17 protein-coding genes are annotated in these 15,496 nt (G+C 67.7%); 14 read left to right on the top strand and 3 right to left on the bottom strand.

Annotated features, from left to right (window positions below; genetic code table 11):
• The first annotated feature begins 6 nt into the window (after nt 1-6).
• From K3G64_RS22840 to pdxT, 11 genes are all read left to right on the top strand, one after another.
• Entirely contained in the window at nt 7-636 is a 630-nt protein-coding gene (locus tag K3G64_RS22840; RefSeq protein ID WP_238887496.1) for a PaaI family thioesterase, read from the top strand.
• The gene (locus K3G64_RS22835; RefSeq protein WP_238887494.1) at nt 633-1,052 is read left to right on the top strand and encodes a TIGR02611 family protein; all 420 of its coding nucleotides are present in this window, start codon (nt 633-635) and stop codon (nt 1,050-1,052) included. The genes K3G64_RS22840 and K3G64_RS22835 overlap by 4 nt, the downstream gene beginning before the upstream one ends.
• A gap of 62 nt (nt 1,053-1,114) precedes the next feature.
• Complete coding sequence (gene thrS, locus K3G64_RS22830; protein WP_238887492.1) at nt 1,115-3,169, top strand: threonine--tRNA ligase; 2,055 nt, start codon at nt 1,115-1,117, stop codon at nt 3,167-3,169.
• A gap of 35 nt (nt 3,170-3,204) precedes the next feature.
• Entirely contained in the window at nt 3,205-3,780 is a 576-nt protein-coding gene (locus K3G64_RS22825; protein ID WP_238950949.1) for an HIT family protein, read from the top strand.
• The gene (gene pgsA / locus K3G64_RS22820; protein WP_305071266.1) at nt 3,777-4,451 is read left to right on the top strand and encodes a phosphatidylinositol phosphate synthase; all 675 of its coding nucleotides are present in this window, start codon (nt 3,777-3,779) and stop codon (nt 4,449-4,451) included. The genes K3G64_RS22825 and pgsA overlap by 4 nt, the downstream gene beginning before the upstream one ends.
• Entirely contained in the window at nt 4,448-5,386 is a 939-nt protein-coding gene (locus tag K3G64_RS22815) for a phosphatidylinositol mannoside acyltransferase (protein WP_370647019.1), read from the top strand. The genes pgsA and K3G64_RS22815 overlap by 4 nt, the downstream gene beginning before the upstream one ends.
• A gap of 37 nt (nt 5,387-5,423) precedes the next feature.
• Nucleotides 5,424-6,596: a glycosyltransferase family 4 protein gene (locus K3G64_RS22810; protein WP_238887489.1), complete on the top strand. Its 1,173-nt coding sequence runs from the start codon at nt 5,424-5,426 to the stop codon at nt 6,594-6,596.
• On the top strand, nt 6,593-7,627 hold the full coding sequence (locus tag K3G64_RS22805) for an NUDIX hydrolase (RefSeq protein ID WP_238887488.1): 1,035 nt from the start codon (nt 6,593-6,595) through the stop codon (nt 7,625-7,627). The genes K3G64_RS22810 and K3G64_RS22805 overlap by 4 nt, the downstream gene beginning before the upstream one ends.
• 129 nt (nt 7,628-7,756) lie before the next feature.
• Nucleotides 7,757-8,605 carry a pyridoxal 5'-phosphate synthase lyase subunit PdxS gene (gene pdxS, locus K3G64_RS22800; protein WP_238950945.1) on the top strand — a complete coding sequence of 283 codons (849 nt, stop codon included), beginning with the start codon at nt 7,757-7,759 and terminating at the stop codon, nt 8,603-8,605.
• 44 nt (nt 8,606-8,649) lie between these two features.
• Nucleotides 8,650-9,489, top strand: coding sequence for an acyl-CoA thioesterase II (tesB, locus tag K3G64_RS22795; RefSeq protein ID WP_238887486.1), 840 nt, complete (start codon nt 8,650-8,652; stop codon nt 9,487-9,489).
• The gene (gene pdxT, locus K3G64_RS22790; protein WP_238887484.1) at nt 9,486-10,070 is read left to right on the top strand and encodes a pyridoxal 5'-phosphate synthase glutaminase subunit PdxT; all 585 of its coding nucleotides are present in this window, start codon (nt 9,486-9,488) and stop codon (nt 10,068-10,070) included. The genes tesB and pdxT overlap by 4 nt, the downstream gene beginning before the upstream one ends.
• A gap of 56 nt (nt 10,071-10,126) precedes the next feature.
• On the opposite strand, the gene K3G64_RS22785 is transcribed toward pdxT, so the two are convergent.
• Nucleotides 10,127-11,338, bottom strand: a complete 1,212-nt coding sequence (locus K3G64_RS22785; RefSeq protein ID WP_238887482.1) for an acyl-CoA dehydrogenase family protein — start codon at nt 11,336-11,338, stop codon at nt 10,127-10,129.
• A 183-nt stretch (nt 11,339-11,521) separates the two neighbouring features.
• Between K3G64_RS22785 and K3G64_RS22780 the strand changes: the two genes are divergently transcribed.
• A complete protein-coding gene (locus K3G64_RS22780; RefSeq protein WP_238887481.1) occupies nt 11,522-12,280 on the top strand; it encodes a YebC/PmpR family DNA-binding transcriptional regulator in 759 nt (252 codons plus the stop codon).
• A gap of 48 nt (nt 12,281-12,328) precedes the next feature.
• On the opposite strand, the gene K3G64_RS22775 is transcribed toward K3G64_RS22780, so the two are convergent.
• Complete coding sequence (locus K3G64_RS22775) at nt 12,329-13,162, bottom strand: alpha/beta fold hydrolase (protein WP_238887479.1); 834 nt, start codon at nt 13,160-13,162, stop codon at nt 12,329-12,331.
• A gap of 64 nt (nt 13,163-13,226) precedes the next feature.
• Between K3G64_RS22775 and K3G64_RS22770 the strand changes: the two genes are divergently transcribed.
• Nucleotides 13,227-13,832: a TetR/AcrR family transcriptional regulator gene (locus tag K3G64_RS22770; protein ID WP_238887477.1), complete on the top strand. Its 606-nt coding sequence runs from the start codon at nt 13,227-13,229 to the stop codon at nt 13,830-13,832.
• On the opposite strand, the gene K3G64_RS22765 is transcribed toward K3G64_RS22770, so the two are convergent.
• The gene (locus K3G64_RS22765; protein ID WP_238887475.1) at nt 13,806-15,032 is read right to left on the bottom strand and encodes a mechanosensitive ion channel family protein; all 1,227 of its coding nucleotides are present in this window, start codon (nt 15,030-15,032) and stop codon (nt 13,806-13,808) included. The genes K3G64_RS22770 and K3G64_RS22765 overlap by 27 nt on opposite strands.
• Before the next feature lie 126 nt (nt 15,033-15,158).
• Between K3G64_RS22765 and K3G64_RS22760 the strand changes: the two genes are divergently transcribed.
• Nucleotides 15,159-15,464 carry a hypothetical protein gene (locus tag K3G64_RS22760; protein WP_238887473.1) on the top strand — a complete coding sequence of 102 codons (306 nt, stop codon included), beginning with the start codon at nt 15,159-15,161 and terminating at the stop codon, nt 15,462-15,464.
• Nucleotides 15,465-15,496 lie beyond the last annotated feature (32 nt).

Genomic DNA, 15,496 nt, shown 5'->3' with positions numbered 1-15,496 from the left:
GGTCGGGTGAGCTCAGATCAGCCCGTCGCGACGCATCCCGGTGGCGGGTTCAATCCGCCCGTCCCGACCGATCGTGGCGGACCCGACTACGGCCGCTTCGTCGACGCCGTACGCACCTTGCAGGATCACGCCCGTGCCGCCGACGCGCCCGACGAGGTGATCACCGAGGCCGCGGACCTTGTCGAGAAGGTGTCGCAGCTGCTTGCGCCGTACTACGCCGACGAGTGGGCCTCGCCGTCGGGGCGACGGATGGATCTGCCCAACCGGGGCAACCTGCTTGCGGTGCCCCTCGACCTGCAGGTCACCGAGGACGGCCGGGTCAACGGCACCGCCCGGTTCCGCCGCTTCCACCTCGGCCGCAACGGTGCCGCACACGGTGGCGCGGTCGCGATGCTGTTCGACTCGATCCTGGGTTTCACCGCGTTCAAGCTCAGCGGCAGCAAGGCGCAGCGCACCGCGTTCCTGCACGTCGACTACCGCAAGATCGCGCTTGTCGAACACGACTACCAGGTGCAGGCCGGCATCGACCGGATCGAGGACCGCAAGATCTTCGTCGCGGGTCGGTTGCTCGACGGTGACACGGTGCTCGCCGAGTCGCACGCGTTGTTCGTCAAACTCAAGCCGGGACAGCCGTGAAGGCGGCCGATGTCAAGCGCCGGTGGGCGCGGTGGCGCGACCGGCTGCGCGAACGGCCGACCCTCGATCTCGTCTACCGCCTGACCGTCGGCGTGGTGGGCACCGCGGTCCTGATAGTCGGCATCCTGGCGATTCCGTATCCGGGGCCCGGCTGGGCGATCGTGTTCATCGGCCTCGGCATCCTGGCCACCGAATTCGAATGGGCGCAGCGCGTGCTCAGCTACGCCAAGCAGCGCTACGACAAGGGGATGGAGTGGTTCCACCGCCAACCCGCCGTCGTTCAGATCCTCGGTGGTGTGTTCACCGCGCTCATCGTCGCCCTGACGCTCTGGGCGCTGGGCGCACTCGACTGGACGGCCGAACGGCTCGGCTTCGATTTCGAGTGGTTGAACAGTCCGATCGGCATCGGGGACTGACGACTCGCACCGATAGCATGGTCGCGTCCTAGAGTCCGCCGAACCGAAACCGGAGAGTCCAGATGAGTCCCGCCGCCAGCCCCGCCCCCGCAGCCCCGATCCGGGTCGCTGCCGGGACCACCGCGGGTGAGGCGGTTCGTCAGGCCGGACTGCCGAGCAGGGGAGCGCCCGACGCGGTCGTCGTGGTGCGTGACGCCGACGGCAAGCTGCGCGACCTGTCGTGGTCGCCCGAGGCGGACGTGGAGGTGACGCCGGTGGCGGCCGACACCGACGACGGCCGCAGCGTCATCCGGCACTCCACCGCCCATGTGCTGGCCCAAGCCGTGCAGGACCTGTTCCCCGAGGCGAAGCTTGGCATCGGCCCGCCCATCGCCGACGGCTTCTACTACGACTTCGACGTCGAGCGCGCCTTCACACCCGAGGATCTGGAGGCGCTGGAGAAGCGCATGCGCCAGATCGTCAAGGAAGGCCAGCTGTTCTCCCGGCGGGTGTACGAGTCGAAGGACCGGGCGCGCGAGGAACTCGCGAACGAGCCGTACAAGCTCGAACTCGTCGACGACAAGTCCGGCGATCCCGACGTGATGGAGGTCGGAGGCGACGAGCTGACCGCTTACGACAACCTCAATCCCCGTACCCGCGAACGGGAGTGGGGCGACCTGTGCCGCGGTCCGCACATCCCGACGACCAAGTACATCCCGGCCTTCAAGCTCACCCGCAGCTCGGCGGCGTACTGGCGCGGCGATCAGAGCAACGCCAGCCTGCAGCGCATCTACGGCACGGCGTGGGAGTCTCAGGACGCCCTCGACAAGCACCTCGAACTGATCGAGGAAGCCCAACGGCGCGACCACCGCCGGCTCGGCGCCGAACTGGACCTGTTCAGCTTCCCCGACGAAATCGGTTCGGGGCTGGCGGTTTTCCACCCCAAGGGCGGCATCATCCGCCGCGAGCTCGAGGACTACTCGCGGCGCAAGCACAGCGAGGCCGGCTACGAGTTCGTCAACTCGCCGCACATCACCAAGGCCGAGCTGTTCAAGATCTCCGGCCACCTCGACTGGTACGCCGACGGCATGTTCCCGCCCATGCACCTCGACGCGGAACTCAACGCCGACGGCTCGGTGCGCAAGCCGGGGCAGGACTACTACCTCAAGCCGATGAACTGCCCGATGCACTGCCTGATCTTCCGGTCGCGCGGGCGGTCGTATCGCGAACTGCCGCTACGACTCTTCGAATTCGGCACCGTGTACCGCTACGAGCTGTCCGGGGTCGTGCACGGCCTCACCCGGGTCCGGGGTCTGACGATGGACGACTCGCACATCTACTGCACGCGCGAACAGATGCGCGACGAGCTGAACTCGCTGCTGCGCTTCGTGCTCGACCTGCTCGGCGACTACGGGCTGACCGACTTCTACCTCGAACTGTCGACCAAGGATCCCAAGAAGTCGGTCGGCTCCGACGAGCTGTGGGAGGAGGCGACCGCCGTGCTGGCCGAGGTGGGCGCGGCCTCCGGGCTGGATCTGGTGCCCGATCCCGGTGGCGCGGCGTTCTATGGACCGAAGATCTCGGTGCAGGTCAAGGACGCACTCGGCCGCAGTTGGCAGATGTCGACGATCCAGCTGGACTTCAACTTCCCGGAGCGCTTCGAGTTGGAGTACACCGCCGCCGACGGATCGCGGCAGCGGCCGGTGATGATCCACCGCGCGCTGTTCGGGTCGATCGAGCGGTTCTTCGGCATTCTCACCGAGCATTACGCAGGCGCGTTCCCAGCCTGGTTGGCGCCGGTGCAGGTGGTCGGCATCCCGGTCGCCGACGACCACATCCCGTACCTCAACGGCATGGCCGAGCAACTGAAGTTGCGCGGTATCCGCGCCGAAGTCGACAGCAGCGACGACCGGATGGCGAAGAAGATCGTCAACCACACCAACCAGAAGGTGCCCTTCATGCTGGTCGCCGGTGACCGGGACGTCGAAGCGGGCGCCGTCAGTTTCCGCTTCGGTGACCGGTCCCAGCTCAACGGCGTGCCGCGCGACGATGCGGTCGAGGCCATCGCAACGTGGATCGCCGACCGCCAGAATGCCGCGCCGACAGCCGATCTCGTCAATGCAGGCGTGCCGAAGTGACACGCGACGATGAGCGCTTGCGCGAAGAGCAGAGGATTGACGATGAGCGCTTGCGCGAAGAGCAGAGAATAGTCGACCGGGGGGCCGGCGACCCCGATCACCTGCAGCGCCTCTGGACGCCGCACCGGATGACCTACATCGCCGAAGGCCCGCTGAAAGGGGAGACGGCGGGCTCGGGAAAATCCGAGCAGCCGTTCACCGACATCCCCACCATGCCCGACGAGGAGGGCCTGGTGGTGGCCCGTGGCGAGTTGGTCTATGTGGTGCTCAACCTGTATCCGTATAACCCCGGGCACTCCATGGTGGTGCCCTACCGGCAGGTCTCGGAGCTGGAGGACCTCACCGTCGACGAGAGCCTGGAGTTGATGTCGTTCACACAGAAGATGATCCGGGTGATCAAGGCGGTGTCGCGGCCCCACGGGTTCAATGTCGGACTCAACCTCGGCAAGTCGGCGGGCGGCTCGCTGGCCGAGCACCTGCACATGCATGTGGTGCCGCGCTGGAGCGGCGACGCCAACTTCATCACCATCATCGGCGGCTCGAAGGTGGTGCCGCAGTTGCTGCGCGAGACCCGTGAACTGCTGGCGACCGAATGGGTCAATCAGAAGTGAGCGATTTCTATCTACTGACCAGGGCGGCCTACGAGAAGCTGAGCACGCCGATCGCCAAGGGCGCGCTGAAGGCGGGCTTCACGCCCGACAGCATCACGATCCTGGGCACCGCGGGGTCGGTGATCAGTGCACTGACCCTGTTCCCGATCGGCCAACTGTGGTGGGGCGCGTTCGCCGTGTGGATCTTCGTGCTCGCCGACATGCTCGACGGGGCGATGGCCCGGCAGCGCGGTGGCGGCACCCGCTTCGGCTCGGTGCTGGACGCCACCTGTGACCGCATCAGCGACGGCGCCATATTCTGCGGACTGCTGTGGTGGGCGGCGTTCGGCATGCAGAGCCCGTCGTTGGTGGTCGCCACGGCGATCTGCCTGGTGACCGCGCAGGTCATCTCCTACATCAAGGCACGCGCCGAAGCCAGCGGGCTGTCGGCCGAGGGGGGGCTGATCGAGCGGCCCGAGCGGCTGATCATCGTGCTGCTCGGGGCGGGACTGTCGGGGCTGTTCGGGGTGCCGTGGCTGCTGCACGTCGCGATGTGGGTGCTGGCGGTGACGAGCCTGATCACGCTCGGCCAGCGGGTGCACGAGGTGCGGACGTCGCCCGGGGCGATGGACCGGCTCGCCAAGCGCGACGACGGCGACGGGAGCGACGGAACCGAGGCGAAAGAGCCGTGACGACCACCCCCTCCGGACCGACGGCCCCGGCCGGCCCACTGGGTGGCCGGATCGCGGACTGGGGGTATGCCACCGGCTGGCGACTCGTTCGCGCGATGCCGGAATTCTTCGCGCGGAACGCATTTGAGGCCGGCGCACACTACGCGGCGCGGGGCGGTGGACCGGAACAGCTGCGCAAGAACCTCGCCCGGGTGGTCGGTGTGTCGCCCGAGCGGTTGCCTGACGGGCTGATGCGCGCTTCGCTGGCCTCCTACGCGCGGTACTGGCGAGAGGCGTTCCGGTTGCCCACCATGAACCACGAAGCGCTCGGCCGAGAACTCGTCGTGCACGACATCGACCGCCTCTGGTCGGCGCTCGACGCGGGACGCGGCGCGATCCTGGCGCTGCCCCACAGCGGAAACTGGGACATGGCCGGGGTGTGGCTGGTGCAGAATCACGGCACGTTCACCACCGTCGCCGAGCGACTCAAGCCCGAGTCGCTGTACAACCGGTTCGTCGCATACCGCGAGAGCCTGGGCTTCGAGGTGGTCCCGCTGACCGGGGGTGACCGGCCGCCGTTCGACGTGTTGCTGGAGCGGTTGCGGTCCAACGGGGTGGTGTGCCTGATGGCCGAGCGCGACTTGAGCCGGAGCGGGGTGCAGGTCGACTTCTTCGGCGAGGCCACCCGCATGCCCGCGGGCTCGGCAAAGCTGGCGATCGCCACCGGTGCGGCGCTTCTGCCGGTGCACTGCTGGTTCGAGCGCGACGGCTGGGGCATGCAGGTGTTCCCGGAGGTGGACGCCTCGTCGGGTGATGTCACCGTCATCACCCAGGCGCTGGCGGACCGGTTCGCCAGCAACATCGCCGCGCACCCGGCCGACTGGCACATGATGCAGCCGCAGTGGCTGGCCGACCTTCCCGCGGCGCGGCGGGCCGCCCTGGAGACGGGCTCATGAGCGGCCGTGCGAAGAACGCGAAGAAGAGGCCGGTCTGATGCGCATCGGCATGGTGTGCCCGTATTCGTTCGACGTGCCCGGGGGAGTCCAGTCGCACGTGCTGCAACTGGCCAAGGTGATGCACGATCGGGGCCACGACGTCAGCGTGCTCGCACCCGCCTCGCCTAACGCCGACCTGCCGGACTACGTCGTCTCGGGCGGCAAGGCCGTGCCGATCCCCTACAACGGCTCCATCGCCAGGCTGCGGTTCGGGCCGGCCACCCACCGCATGGTGAAGCGATGGCTGGCCGACGGCCGGTTCGACGTGTTGCACCTGCACGAGCCCAACGCGCCTAGCCTGTCGATGCTGGCGCTCAACATCGCCGAAGGCCCGATCGTGGCGACCTTCCACACCTCGACGACGAAGTCGTTGACGCTCACCGTGTTCGAGCCGATCTTGCGGCCGATGCACGAGAAGATCGTCGGCAGAATCGCGGTGTCGGATCTGGCACGGCGCTGGCAGATGGAGGCGCTGGGCAGCGATGCGGTAGAGATTCCCAACGGTGTCGACGTGGCGTCGTTCGCGGATGCGCCACCGCTCGAGGGATACCCGCGGACGGGCCGATCGGTGCTTTTCCTGGGCCGCTACGACGAGCCTCGCAAGGGCGTGGCCGTGCTGCTGCGGGCGCTGCCGCGACTGGTCGAACGATTCCCCGATATCGAGGTTCTGGTGGTCGGCCGCGGCGACGAGGACGAACTGCGCGATGACGCAGGCCGATTCGCGCGACACCTGCGATTCCTCGGCCAGGTGGACGACCGGCAGAAGGCGTCGGCGATGCGCAGCGCCGACGTGTACTGCGCGCCGCACACCGGCGGCGAGAGCTTCGGCATCGTGCTGGTGGAGGCGATGGCTGCGGGCACACCGGTGGTGGCCAGCGACCTGGACGCCTTCCGGCGGGTGCTCGAGGACGGGGCGGCGGGACTGCTGGTGCCTATCGACGACGCCGATGCGTTGGCCAACGGGCTGATCGAGGTGCTCGCCGACGACGAGTTGCGCCGTCGCTACATCGCGGCGGGCGCGGACGCCGTCCAGCGCTACGACTGGTCGGTGGTGGCGCGTCAGATCATGCGGGTCTACGAAACGGTCTCGGGTTCGAGCATCAAGGTGACGGTCGCCGGGGAGGGTGCGACGCGGACCAAGCCACGGCGGACGAGCGGCGGCGTGCGGTGATCACCTGGTTGGTGGTGATCACGCTGGCGGTGCTGGTGGTGATCATCCTGGCCGTGGGCGCATGGGCGTTGCAGACCGCGCACCGGCTGGACCGGCTGCATGTCCGCTACGACCTGTCCTGGCAGGCGCTCGACGGCGTGTTGGCCCGGCGCGCCGTGGTGGCCCGCGCGGTCGCCGTCGACGCCTATGGCGGCGGCCCGGAGGGCAAGCGGCTGGCGGCACTGGCCGACGCCGCCGAACGGGCGCCGCGGCATGCGCGCGAAGCGGCCGAGAACGAGCTGTCGGCTGCGCTGGCGGCGGTGGAGCCCGCGTCGCTGCCGCTACCGCTGGTGGCCGAGCTGGCCGACTCCGAAGCGCGGGTGCTGCTGGCCAGACGCTTCCACAACGACGCGGTCCGTGACACGCTCGCACTGCGCGAACGGCCCGCGGTGCGGATTCTGCGGCTGGGCGGAACAGCGGCGTTGCCGACGTATTTCGAGATCGTCGAGCGGCCCGAACCGGTGCCTTCGGTGAACAAACGCGTCTCGGCGCGCATCGTGCTGCTCGACGACAGGGGCGCGGTGCTGCTGCTGTGCGGATCGGACCCCGCTCGGCGGGACGGTTCGGGCGGCCCAGAGCCGCGCTGGTGGTTCACCGTCGGCGGCGCCGTGCAGGCGGGGGAGACGCTGGCACAGGCCGCGGCCCGTGAGATCGCCGAGGAGACCGGTCTGCGGGTCGAGCCCACCGACATGATCGGTCCGGTGTGGCGGCGGGATGCGGTGATCGACTTCAACGGTTCGGTCATCCGCAGCGAGGAGATGTTCTTCGTGCACCGCACGCGGCACTTCGAGCCCTCGGCCGCGGGGCGCACCGGCCTGGAGCGGGCCTATATTCACGGCCACCGCTGGTGTGATGCGACAATGATTGAGGAACTGGTCGCCAGGGGCGAAACCGTCTACCCGCTGCAACTCGGCGAATTGCTGGAACAAGCCAATGCGATCGCTGACGCGCGCGACGGGGTGGCGCGGCGGGAACTGCAGTCGATCCGCTGAGATGCGGATTCAACACATTTGCACCTGACCCTAAACTGGATCAGTAGCGATTCGGAGGAGATAGCAGTGGATACCGCACCGAACAACGGGTCGGTCACCCAGACCGGTACCGCGCGGGTCAAGCGCGGCATGGCCGAGATGCTCAAGGGCGGCGTCATCATGGACGTCGTCACCCCCGAGCAGGCGCGCATCGCCGAGGGCGCCGGCGCGGTGGCCGTCATGGCGCTCGAACGCGTCCCGGCCGACATTCGGGCCCAGGGCGGGGTCGCCCGGATGAGTGATCCTGATCTCATCGAGGGCATCATCTCCGCGGTCACCATCCCGGTGATGGCCAAGGTGCGCATCGGGCACTTCGTGGAGGCACAGATCCTGCAGAGCCTCGGTGTGGACTACATCGACGAGTCCGAGGTGCTCACTCCCGCCGATTACGCCCACCACGTCGACAAGTGGAAGTTCACGGTGCCGTTCGTCTGCGGGGCGACCAACCTGGGCGAGGCGCTACGCCGCATCACCGAAGGCGCGGCGATGATCCGCTCCAAGGGTGAAGCCGGCACCGGCGACGTGTCCAACGCGACCACCCACATGCGCAAGATCGGCGGCGAGATCCGTCACCTCACATCGTTGTCCGAGGACGAGTTGTATGTCGCCGCAAAGGAATTGCAGGCGCCATACGATCTGGTGGTCGAGGTCGCCCGGGCAGGCAAGCTGCCGGTGACGCTGTTCACCGCCGGCGGCATCGCCACCCCGGCCGACGCGGCGATGATGATGCAACTCGGCGCCGAGGGCGTGTTCGTGGGCTCGGGCATCTTCAAGTCCGGCGATCCCGCCGCCCGCGCCGCCGCGATCGTCAAGGCCACCACGTTCTACGACGATCCCGATGTGCTGGCCAAGGTCTCGCGGGGACTGGGTGAAGCGATGGTCGGCATAAACGTCGAGGACGTCGCAACCCCGCATCGCCTCGCCGAACGAGGCTGGTAATACGGCGATGAACGCTTGCGCGAAGAGCGGACAGCCATAGCCCCATGGCGATCGAAGAGATTCTTGATCTCGAGCAACTCGAGGTCAACATCTATCGCGGGAGCGTCTTCAGCCCCGAATCCGGCTTTCTGCAAAGGACTTTCGGTGGCCACGTGGCGGGCCAGTCGCTGGTCTCGGCCGTGCGCACGGTCAAGCCGGAGTTTCAGGTGCACTCGCTGCACGGCTATTTCCTCCGACCGGGTGATGCCAAGGCGCCGACGGTCTACATCGTCGAACGGTTGCGTGACGGCGGATCTTTCAGCACCCGACGGGTCAATGCGATTCAGCACGGCGAGACCATCTTCTCGATGTCGGCGTCGTTCCAGACCGACCAGAGCGGCATCGAACATCAGGATGTGATGCCTGTCGCGCCGACACCCGACGACGCCGCGGACTTCGTCTCGGTCAGCAAGCTCTTCGACGACGCGAGCTTTCGCCAGTTCGACGAATGGGATGTCCGGATCGTCCCGCGCGACGTACTGAACAAGTTGCCTGGCAAGGCATCTCAGCAGCAGGTATGGTTCAGGCACCGTGATCCGTTGCCCGACGACTCGGTGCTGCACATCTGTGCGCTGGCGTACATGAGTGACCTCACGCTGCTCGGCTCGGCGCAGGTGAACTACCCGCTCGAGCGTAAGCACCTGCAGGTCGCCTCGCTGGATCACGCGATGTGGTTCATGCGGCAGTTCCGCGCCGACGAGTGGCTGCTCTACGACCAGTCCTCGCCGTCGGCCTCGGGCGGTCGATCGCTGTGCCAGGGCAAGATCTTCAACCAGTACGGCGAGATGGTCGCGGCGGTCATGCAGGAAGGGCTCACCCGCTACAAGCGCGGCTACCAACCATGAGCACGCCCCACGTGGGCGTCCTGGCGCTGCAGGGCGACACCCGCGAGCACCTGGCCGCCCTGCGGGAGGCAGGTGCCGAGGCGTCGACCGTACGGCGGCTTCGAGAGCTCCAAACCGTCGATGCCCTGGTGATTCCGGGTGGGGAGTCGACCACGATGACCCACCTGCTGCGCGAACTCGAACTGCTCGAGCCGTTGCGGTCGCGGCTGGCCGACGGCATGCCGGCCTACGGCTCGTGTGCGGGAATGATCCTGCTCGCGTCCGAGATCCTCGATGCCGGGGTGTCCGGCCGCGATGCCGCGCCGCTGGAAGGTATCGACATGACGGTGCGGCGCAACGCATTCGGCCGCCAGGTCGATTCCTTCGAGGACGACATCGAATTCAGCGGCGTCGACGGACCCGTGCACGCGGTGTTCATCAGGGCGCCGTGGGTGGAACGCGTCGGTCCGGACGTCGAGGTGCTCGGCGAGGCCGGCGGCCACATCGTCGCCGTGCGGCAGGGACAGCGACTCGCGACGGCGTTCCACCCGGAGATGACCGGCGACCGCCGCATCCACAAACTCTTCGTCGACCTGCTCTAGCGATCTGTGCACCGCCAGCGGCGGCCACCGCCGGTAGCGGTGCACAAGCCGCCGGGTCAGCGGATGGCCAGACCCGTCACGGCGCGGCCGATCACGAGGCGCTGGATCTCGCTGGTGCCCTCGAAGATCGTGAAGATCTTGGCGTCGCGGTGCATCCGCTCGACGGGATACTCGCGAGTGTAGCCGTTGCCACCGAGGATCTGGATGGCCTCGTCGGTGACGTATACCGCGGTCTCGCTGGCGACCAGCTTGGCCATCGAACCCTCAGCATTGTCGAACGGCTTGCCGTTGCGCGCCATCCAGCCGGCCCGCCACACCAACAGCCGGGCCGCGTCGAGACGTGCTTTCATGTCGGCCAACTTGAAGGCGATGGCCTGGAATTCGCCGATCTTGCGGCCGAACTGCTCGCGCTGGCGAGCGTAGTCGAGCGCATACTCGTAGGCCGCGCGCGCGACGCCTACCGCCATCGCACCGACCGTCGGCCGCGTCCGCTCGAAGGTCGCCAGCGCGGCCTGACTCTTGGAGCTGCGGCCCTCGCGCACCCGTGCGATCCGCTCCTCGAACTTCTCGCGGCCTCCGACGATCAGGTTGCCGGGGATGCGCACGTCGTCGAGCACCACCTCGGCGGTGTGCGACGCGCGGATTCCGTGCTTGAGGAACTTCTGGCCCTGACGGAACCCCGGCGTGCCCGGCGGGATGATGAACGTCGCCTGCCCACGGGTGCCCAGGTCGGGATGCACCGAGGCGACGACGACGTGGACGTCGGCGATGCCACCATTGGTGGCCCAGGTCTTGGTGCCGTTGAGCACCCACTCGTCCTTGGCTTCGTCGTACCGGGCCTTGGTCAGGATCGCGCCGACGTCCGAGCCCGCCCCGGGTTCGGAGGAGCAGAACGACGCGACCTTCGGATCGTCGACGGTGCCGAACATCTGCGGCAGCCACTCGCCCATCTGCTCGGGGGTGCCGTTGGCGGCGAGTGAGGCCGCAGCCAGCCCGGTGCCCAAGATCGACAGTGCGATCCCGGCGTCACCCCAGAACATCTCCTCGAACACGGTCAGCATGCCCAGGCCCGACGGCTCGGCTGACTGTTCGGCGAAGAACTCCACGGAGTAGATGCCGACCTTGGCCGCCTCCTGGATGATCGGCCACGGCGTCTCCTCGCGTTCGTCCCACTCGGCGGCGGCCGGTCGGATGACGTCGGCGGCGAATTCGTGGACCCAGTCGCGGATGTGGACGAGATCGGGCGACAACTCGAGCGAAAACGACATACCGCGATCTTACTCCAGAGTAAGTTAGCTCGGCTAGTGCTGTGTCGGAGCTAACAGGGATGGTCCGGGCGGAGCATCTGTCGGCCCGCACCCGCTTCGCCGCGGTGACCCCCGCGAGGCACTTCGGTGGGCACGTAGACTCGTTGACCGGACTTTGCAGTGAGCGAAAAGAGGTCATGCCCGATGAGCGGCCATTCCAAGTGGGCCACCACCAAGCACAAGAAGGCCGTCATCGATGCACGCCGCGGCAAGATGTTCGCCAAGCTGATCAAGAACGTCGAGGTCGCCGCGCGCGTCGGCGGCGGTGACCCCGCCGGCAACCCGACTCTCTACGACGCGATCCAGAAGGCGAAGAAGTCGTCGGTGCCCAACGACAACATCGAACGGGCACGCAAGCGCGGCAGCGGTGAGGAAGCCGGTGGCGCCGAGTACCAGAACATCACCTACGAAGGCTATGGGCCCAACGGTGTCGCGGTGCTCGTAGAGTGTCTGACCGACAACCGCAACCGCGCCGCGGGCGAGGTTCGCGTGGCGATGACCCGCAACGGGGGGAACATGGCCGACCCCGGGTCGGTGGCGTACCTGTTCTCTCGCAAGGGCGTCATCACCCTCGAGAAGAACGGCCTCACCGAGGACGACGTGCTCGCCGCCGTGCTCGATGCCGGTGCCGAAGACGTCAACGATCTCGACGACACCTTCGAAGTCCTCTGCGAGCCCGGTGATCTCGTCACGGTGCGCACCGCGTTGCAGGACGCCGGCATCGACTACGAATCTGCCGAGGCCGGGTTCGAGCCGTCGGTGACCGTCCCACTCGACGCCGAAGGTGCCCGCAAGATCATGAAGCTGGTCGACGCGCTGGAGGATCTCGACGACGTCCAGGACGTCTACACCAACATCGAGATCGGCGACGACGTCGCAGCCGAACTCGACACCGACGACTAGAAATCGATCGCCACGCGGTAGTGGCGATGGGAGAAATGTGTTCGACGCCTAGGAGGCGAGGAACTCGCCGATCGCGGCGGCCGTCCGCTCGGGCTGATCGAGCATCACGAGCACGTAAGCGTCGTCGACGTGGCTCAGCGTTGCGTTGGGCAGCAGCGCTTTCAGCCGCTCCCCGTGCTCCGCCGGCATGACGGGGTTGTGGCTCCACAACACCAGTGCAGGACCGTCGAAGTCGCGCAGCCGATCGGTGGCCCGGATCAGGTCGGCGCCGTCGAACCTGCTCCGGCAGTACTTGACGAGGTCGCGGCGGATTCGGGCGTCGGCCAGCCCCACCGCCGTCCAGTCCTCGACGATGTGTTGCGGCACGGGCTTTTTCGCCATCTGTCCAAACATGAACCACCGGCGGCGCAGCCAACCGATCCGCAATTGCCGCATCGCAAGCGCCACGGTCCCGGTGGTGCGGCTGGCCAGCCAGGCGATCTTGCCCGGTAGGCCCGGCGGAAAATTGTCGAAGGCTTCCGACGGGCAGATGACCAGCCGCGCAACCCGTTTGTCGCGGCCGATGTCGGTGAGAAACAGCGGGCCACCCCAGTCCGACACGACGAGGGTGAGATCGGCCAGGTCGAGCGCGTCGAGGAAGTCGGCGACGAGGTGCACCATGCCTGCCAGCGTCAGGTCGGCGTCCTCGCGCATTGGGATGCGATGACCGCCCAGCGGCAGCACCGGCAGCAGATACCGGAAACCGGCCGGCAGGTGGGGCAGCGCGAGCCTCCACTGGGTGTCGTTCATCAGCAGGCCGTGCAGGAGCACGACGGGCGGCCCCTGCGGGTCACCCTCCTCGCGGTACTCGACGGTCCCGGCGGCGACTTCGACGGTCGGCATGAAGCCCTCCACTAGAATGTTGATTCTAGAACGTATGCTCTAGTCTGACCACAGGGAGGCGTCGATGGCAAGATCCACCCGAGAATCGATCCTGATCGCGACCGCCGAATTGATGCGGCACCGTGGATACGCGGCCGTTGCCATCAAGGACATCGCCGCCGCGTCCGGCGCCCCTATCGGCTCGCTCTACCACCACTTCCGCGGGGGGAAGGTGCAGATCGCACGCGAGGCGCTGAGCAATGCGGGGGCGGCCTACGGGCTGCTCATTCCGTCGATCGTGGACGGATTCGACGATCTGGGCGACGCGATCGACGGGTTGTTCCGGCAGGCCGCCGACGACATGGCGGGCACTGGCTTCGCGAACATGTGCCCGGTCGCCAGCGTCGCCGCGGAGGTCGCCGACACCGTCGACGAACTCCGCGCGACGACGGCGTCGGTGTTCACCGGCTGGATTGATGGTGGCGCCGCGTACTTCGCTGCGCGGGGCCTCGACCCGGCAAGGGCCCGCGGCGTCACACTCGCGCTGATCGCCGCGCTGGAGGGGGCGTTCGTGCTTGCCCGCACTCTGCGCAGCGTCGAACCGCTGCTGGCGGCCGGCACCGCGCTGGCCCCGCGCTACCGGGGTGTCGCGTTGGCGCCACGCTCACCTGCTGCCGTTGGACCGCGCTAACTCGTCGTGGTCCTCGGAATGGTCGAACGCCCGGGCGCGCTCGTCGGCCTCCGGGCTGCCCGAGAACATGCCGGCCGACACACGCGGCGAGTCGCGGTCGCGGGCCTGGTCCGGTATGTGCTCCGACGGCGTCGTCGCCGGCTCGAAGCGCTGCATCGGGGCGGCGCCCTTGGTGCGCTGCACCCAGTTGACCATTCCTTCGCGGACGGCACACCGCAGGTCGAACAGGGCGCCCGCGTTGTCCGCGCTGACCACGATCCGTACCCGGACCACCCCGCCGACGGCGTCGGTGACCTGCAGCACACCGCGACGGCCGTCCCACAGTTCGCTCGCGGCCAGCAGCCGGTCCAGTTCGGCGCGCATCTCGTTGAACGGCACGTAGAAGTCGACGTCGAACTCCACGGTGCCCATCAGCTCGGTGGCGCTGCGGGTCCAGTTCTCGAACGGCTCGGTGGTGAAGTACGTGCACGGCAGCACCAGCCGCCGCTCGTCCCACAGCCGCACGACGACGTAGCTCAAGGTGATCTCCTCGATGCGGCCCCACCACTGGCCGTCTTCGAGCTGCACCACGTCGCCGACCCGGATGGCACCGGAGAACGCGATCTGCATGCCGGCGAACACCGCCCCCAACGAGGTCTGCGCGGCCAGGCCGGCCACCACCGACAACACACCGGCCGATGCGAACACCGTCGTGCCGATGTCGGAGAACGACGGGAACGTCATCAGGATCGTCGCGCCGCCCAGGATCACCACGATCGCGATGCCGAGCCGGCGCAACACCTGTACCTGGGTGCGCACGCGGCGCCATTTGCGGTCGGCGTCCGAGATCTCCTCGCTGCCGCCGCCGTAGGCCGCGATCGTACGCCGCTCCGCCACCCGAACCAGGCTGGTGAGCAGCCAGGTGATGGCCGTGATCAGGATGATCAGCAGCGTGTGGTCGACCCAGCCGCGCCAGGAGTCCGACGGGTCGGAGGTCTGCTTGACCGCGACCGACGCGGCGAAGACCATCAACACCGTGCGCAGCGGCATCCGGGTCAGCGTCGCGATGTCGCACAGCGCGCCACTGCGCCGCCCGAACCTCGACATCACCCAGGTGAGCATCACTCCTACCAGGAAGGCGGCCACCATGGCGCCTGCGGCCCAGGCCGAGGTGACGGCGAGGTTGGTCGCAGCGGTCTCCAGTTCCTGTTCTTCGGGCATCGGGTGAGTTCAACTCCAGGGATCGAGGTCAGTTCTTCGCGACGTTAGCGAGATTGTGCGCCGACGTCACATCGACGTCGGGGCGTCGTGACGCGGATCTCTCGGTGCGCCAAGCAAAATAGGCACATGGCAGTGATCGTCGACAGGAACGGCAGGGTCTGGTCAGTGCACCGCGATTGGTGGCCGTTTCCCGGCGACGTCCTCGATTTCACGGACCTGCTTGCGGTCCTGGTCGGGTTGGTGTTCGTCGCGCTGTGGCCGTTCTGGCTGCTGGCCAAGTTCGCCGGCGTGCGCTGGGTGGTCGTGATCGAGTGCGACGGGCACGAGGTCGGCCGCGAAAGAGTGCGCGGATGGCGCGCCGCTGAGCGGCGCGTGAGCGAAATCCTGCTCGAGGTGACCACAGGCGCCCGTGGCGGTCACTTCATGATCTGAACGGGCGTGTCCTTGCCCGTCGGCGTCCGAGT

The organism is Mycobacterium sp. IDR2000157661 (assembly GCF_022317005.1).
Classification (GTDB): Bacteria; Actinomycetota; Actinomycetes; order Mycobacteriales; family Mycobacteriaceae; genus Mycobacterium.
Note: the sequence above shows the minus strand (reverse complement) of the source record. Positions and strands in the feature narration are given on the sequence as shown.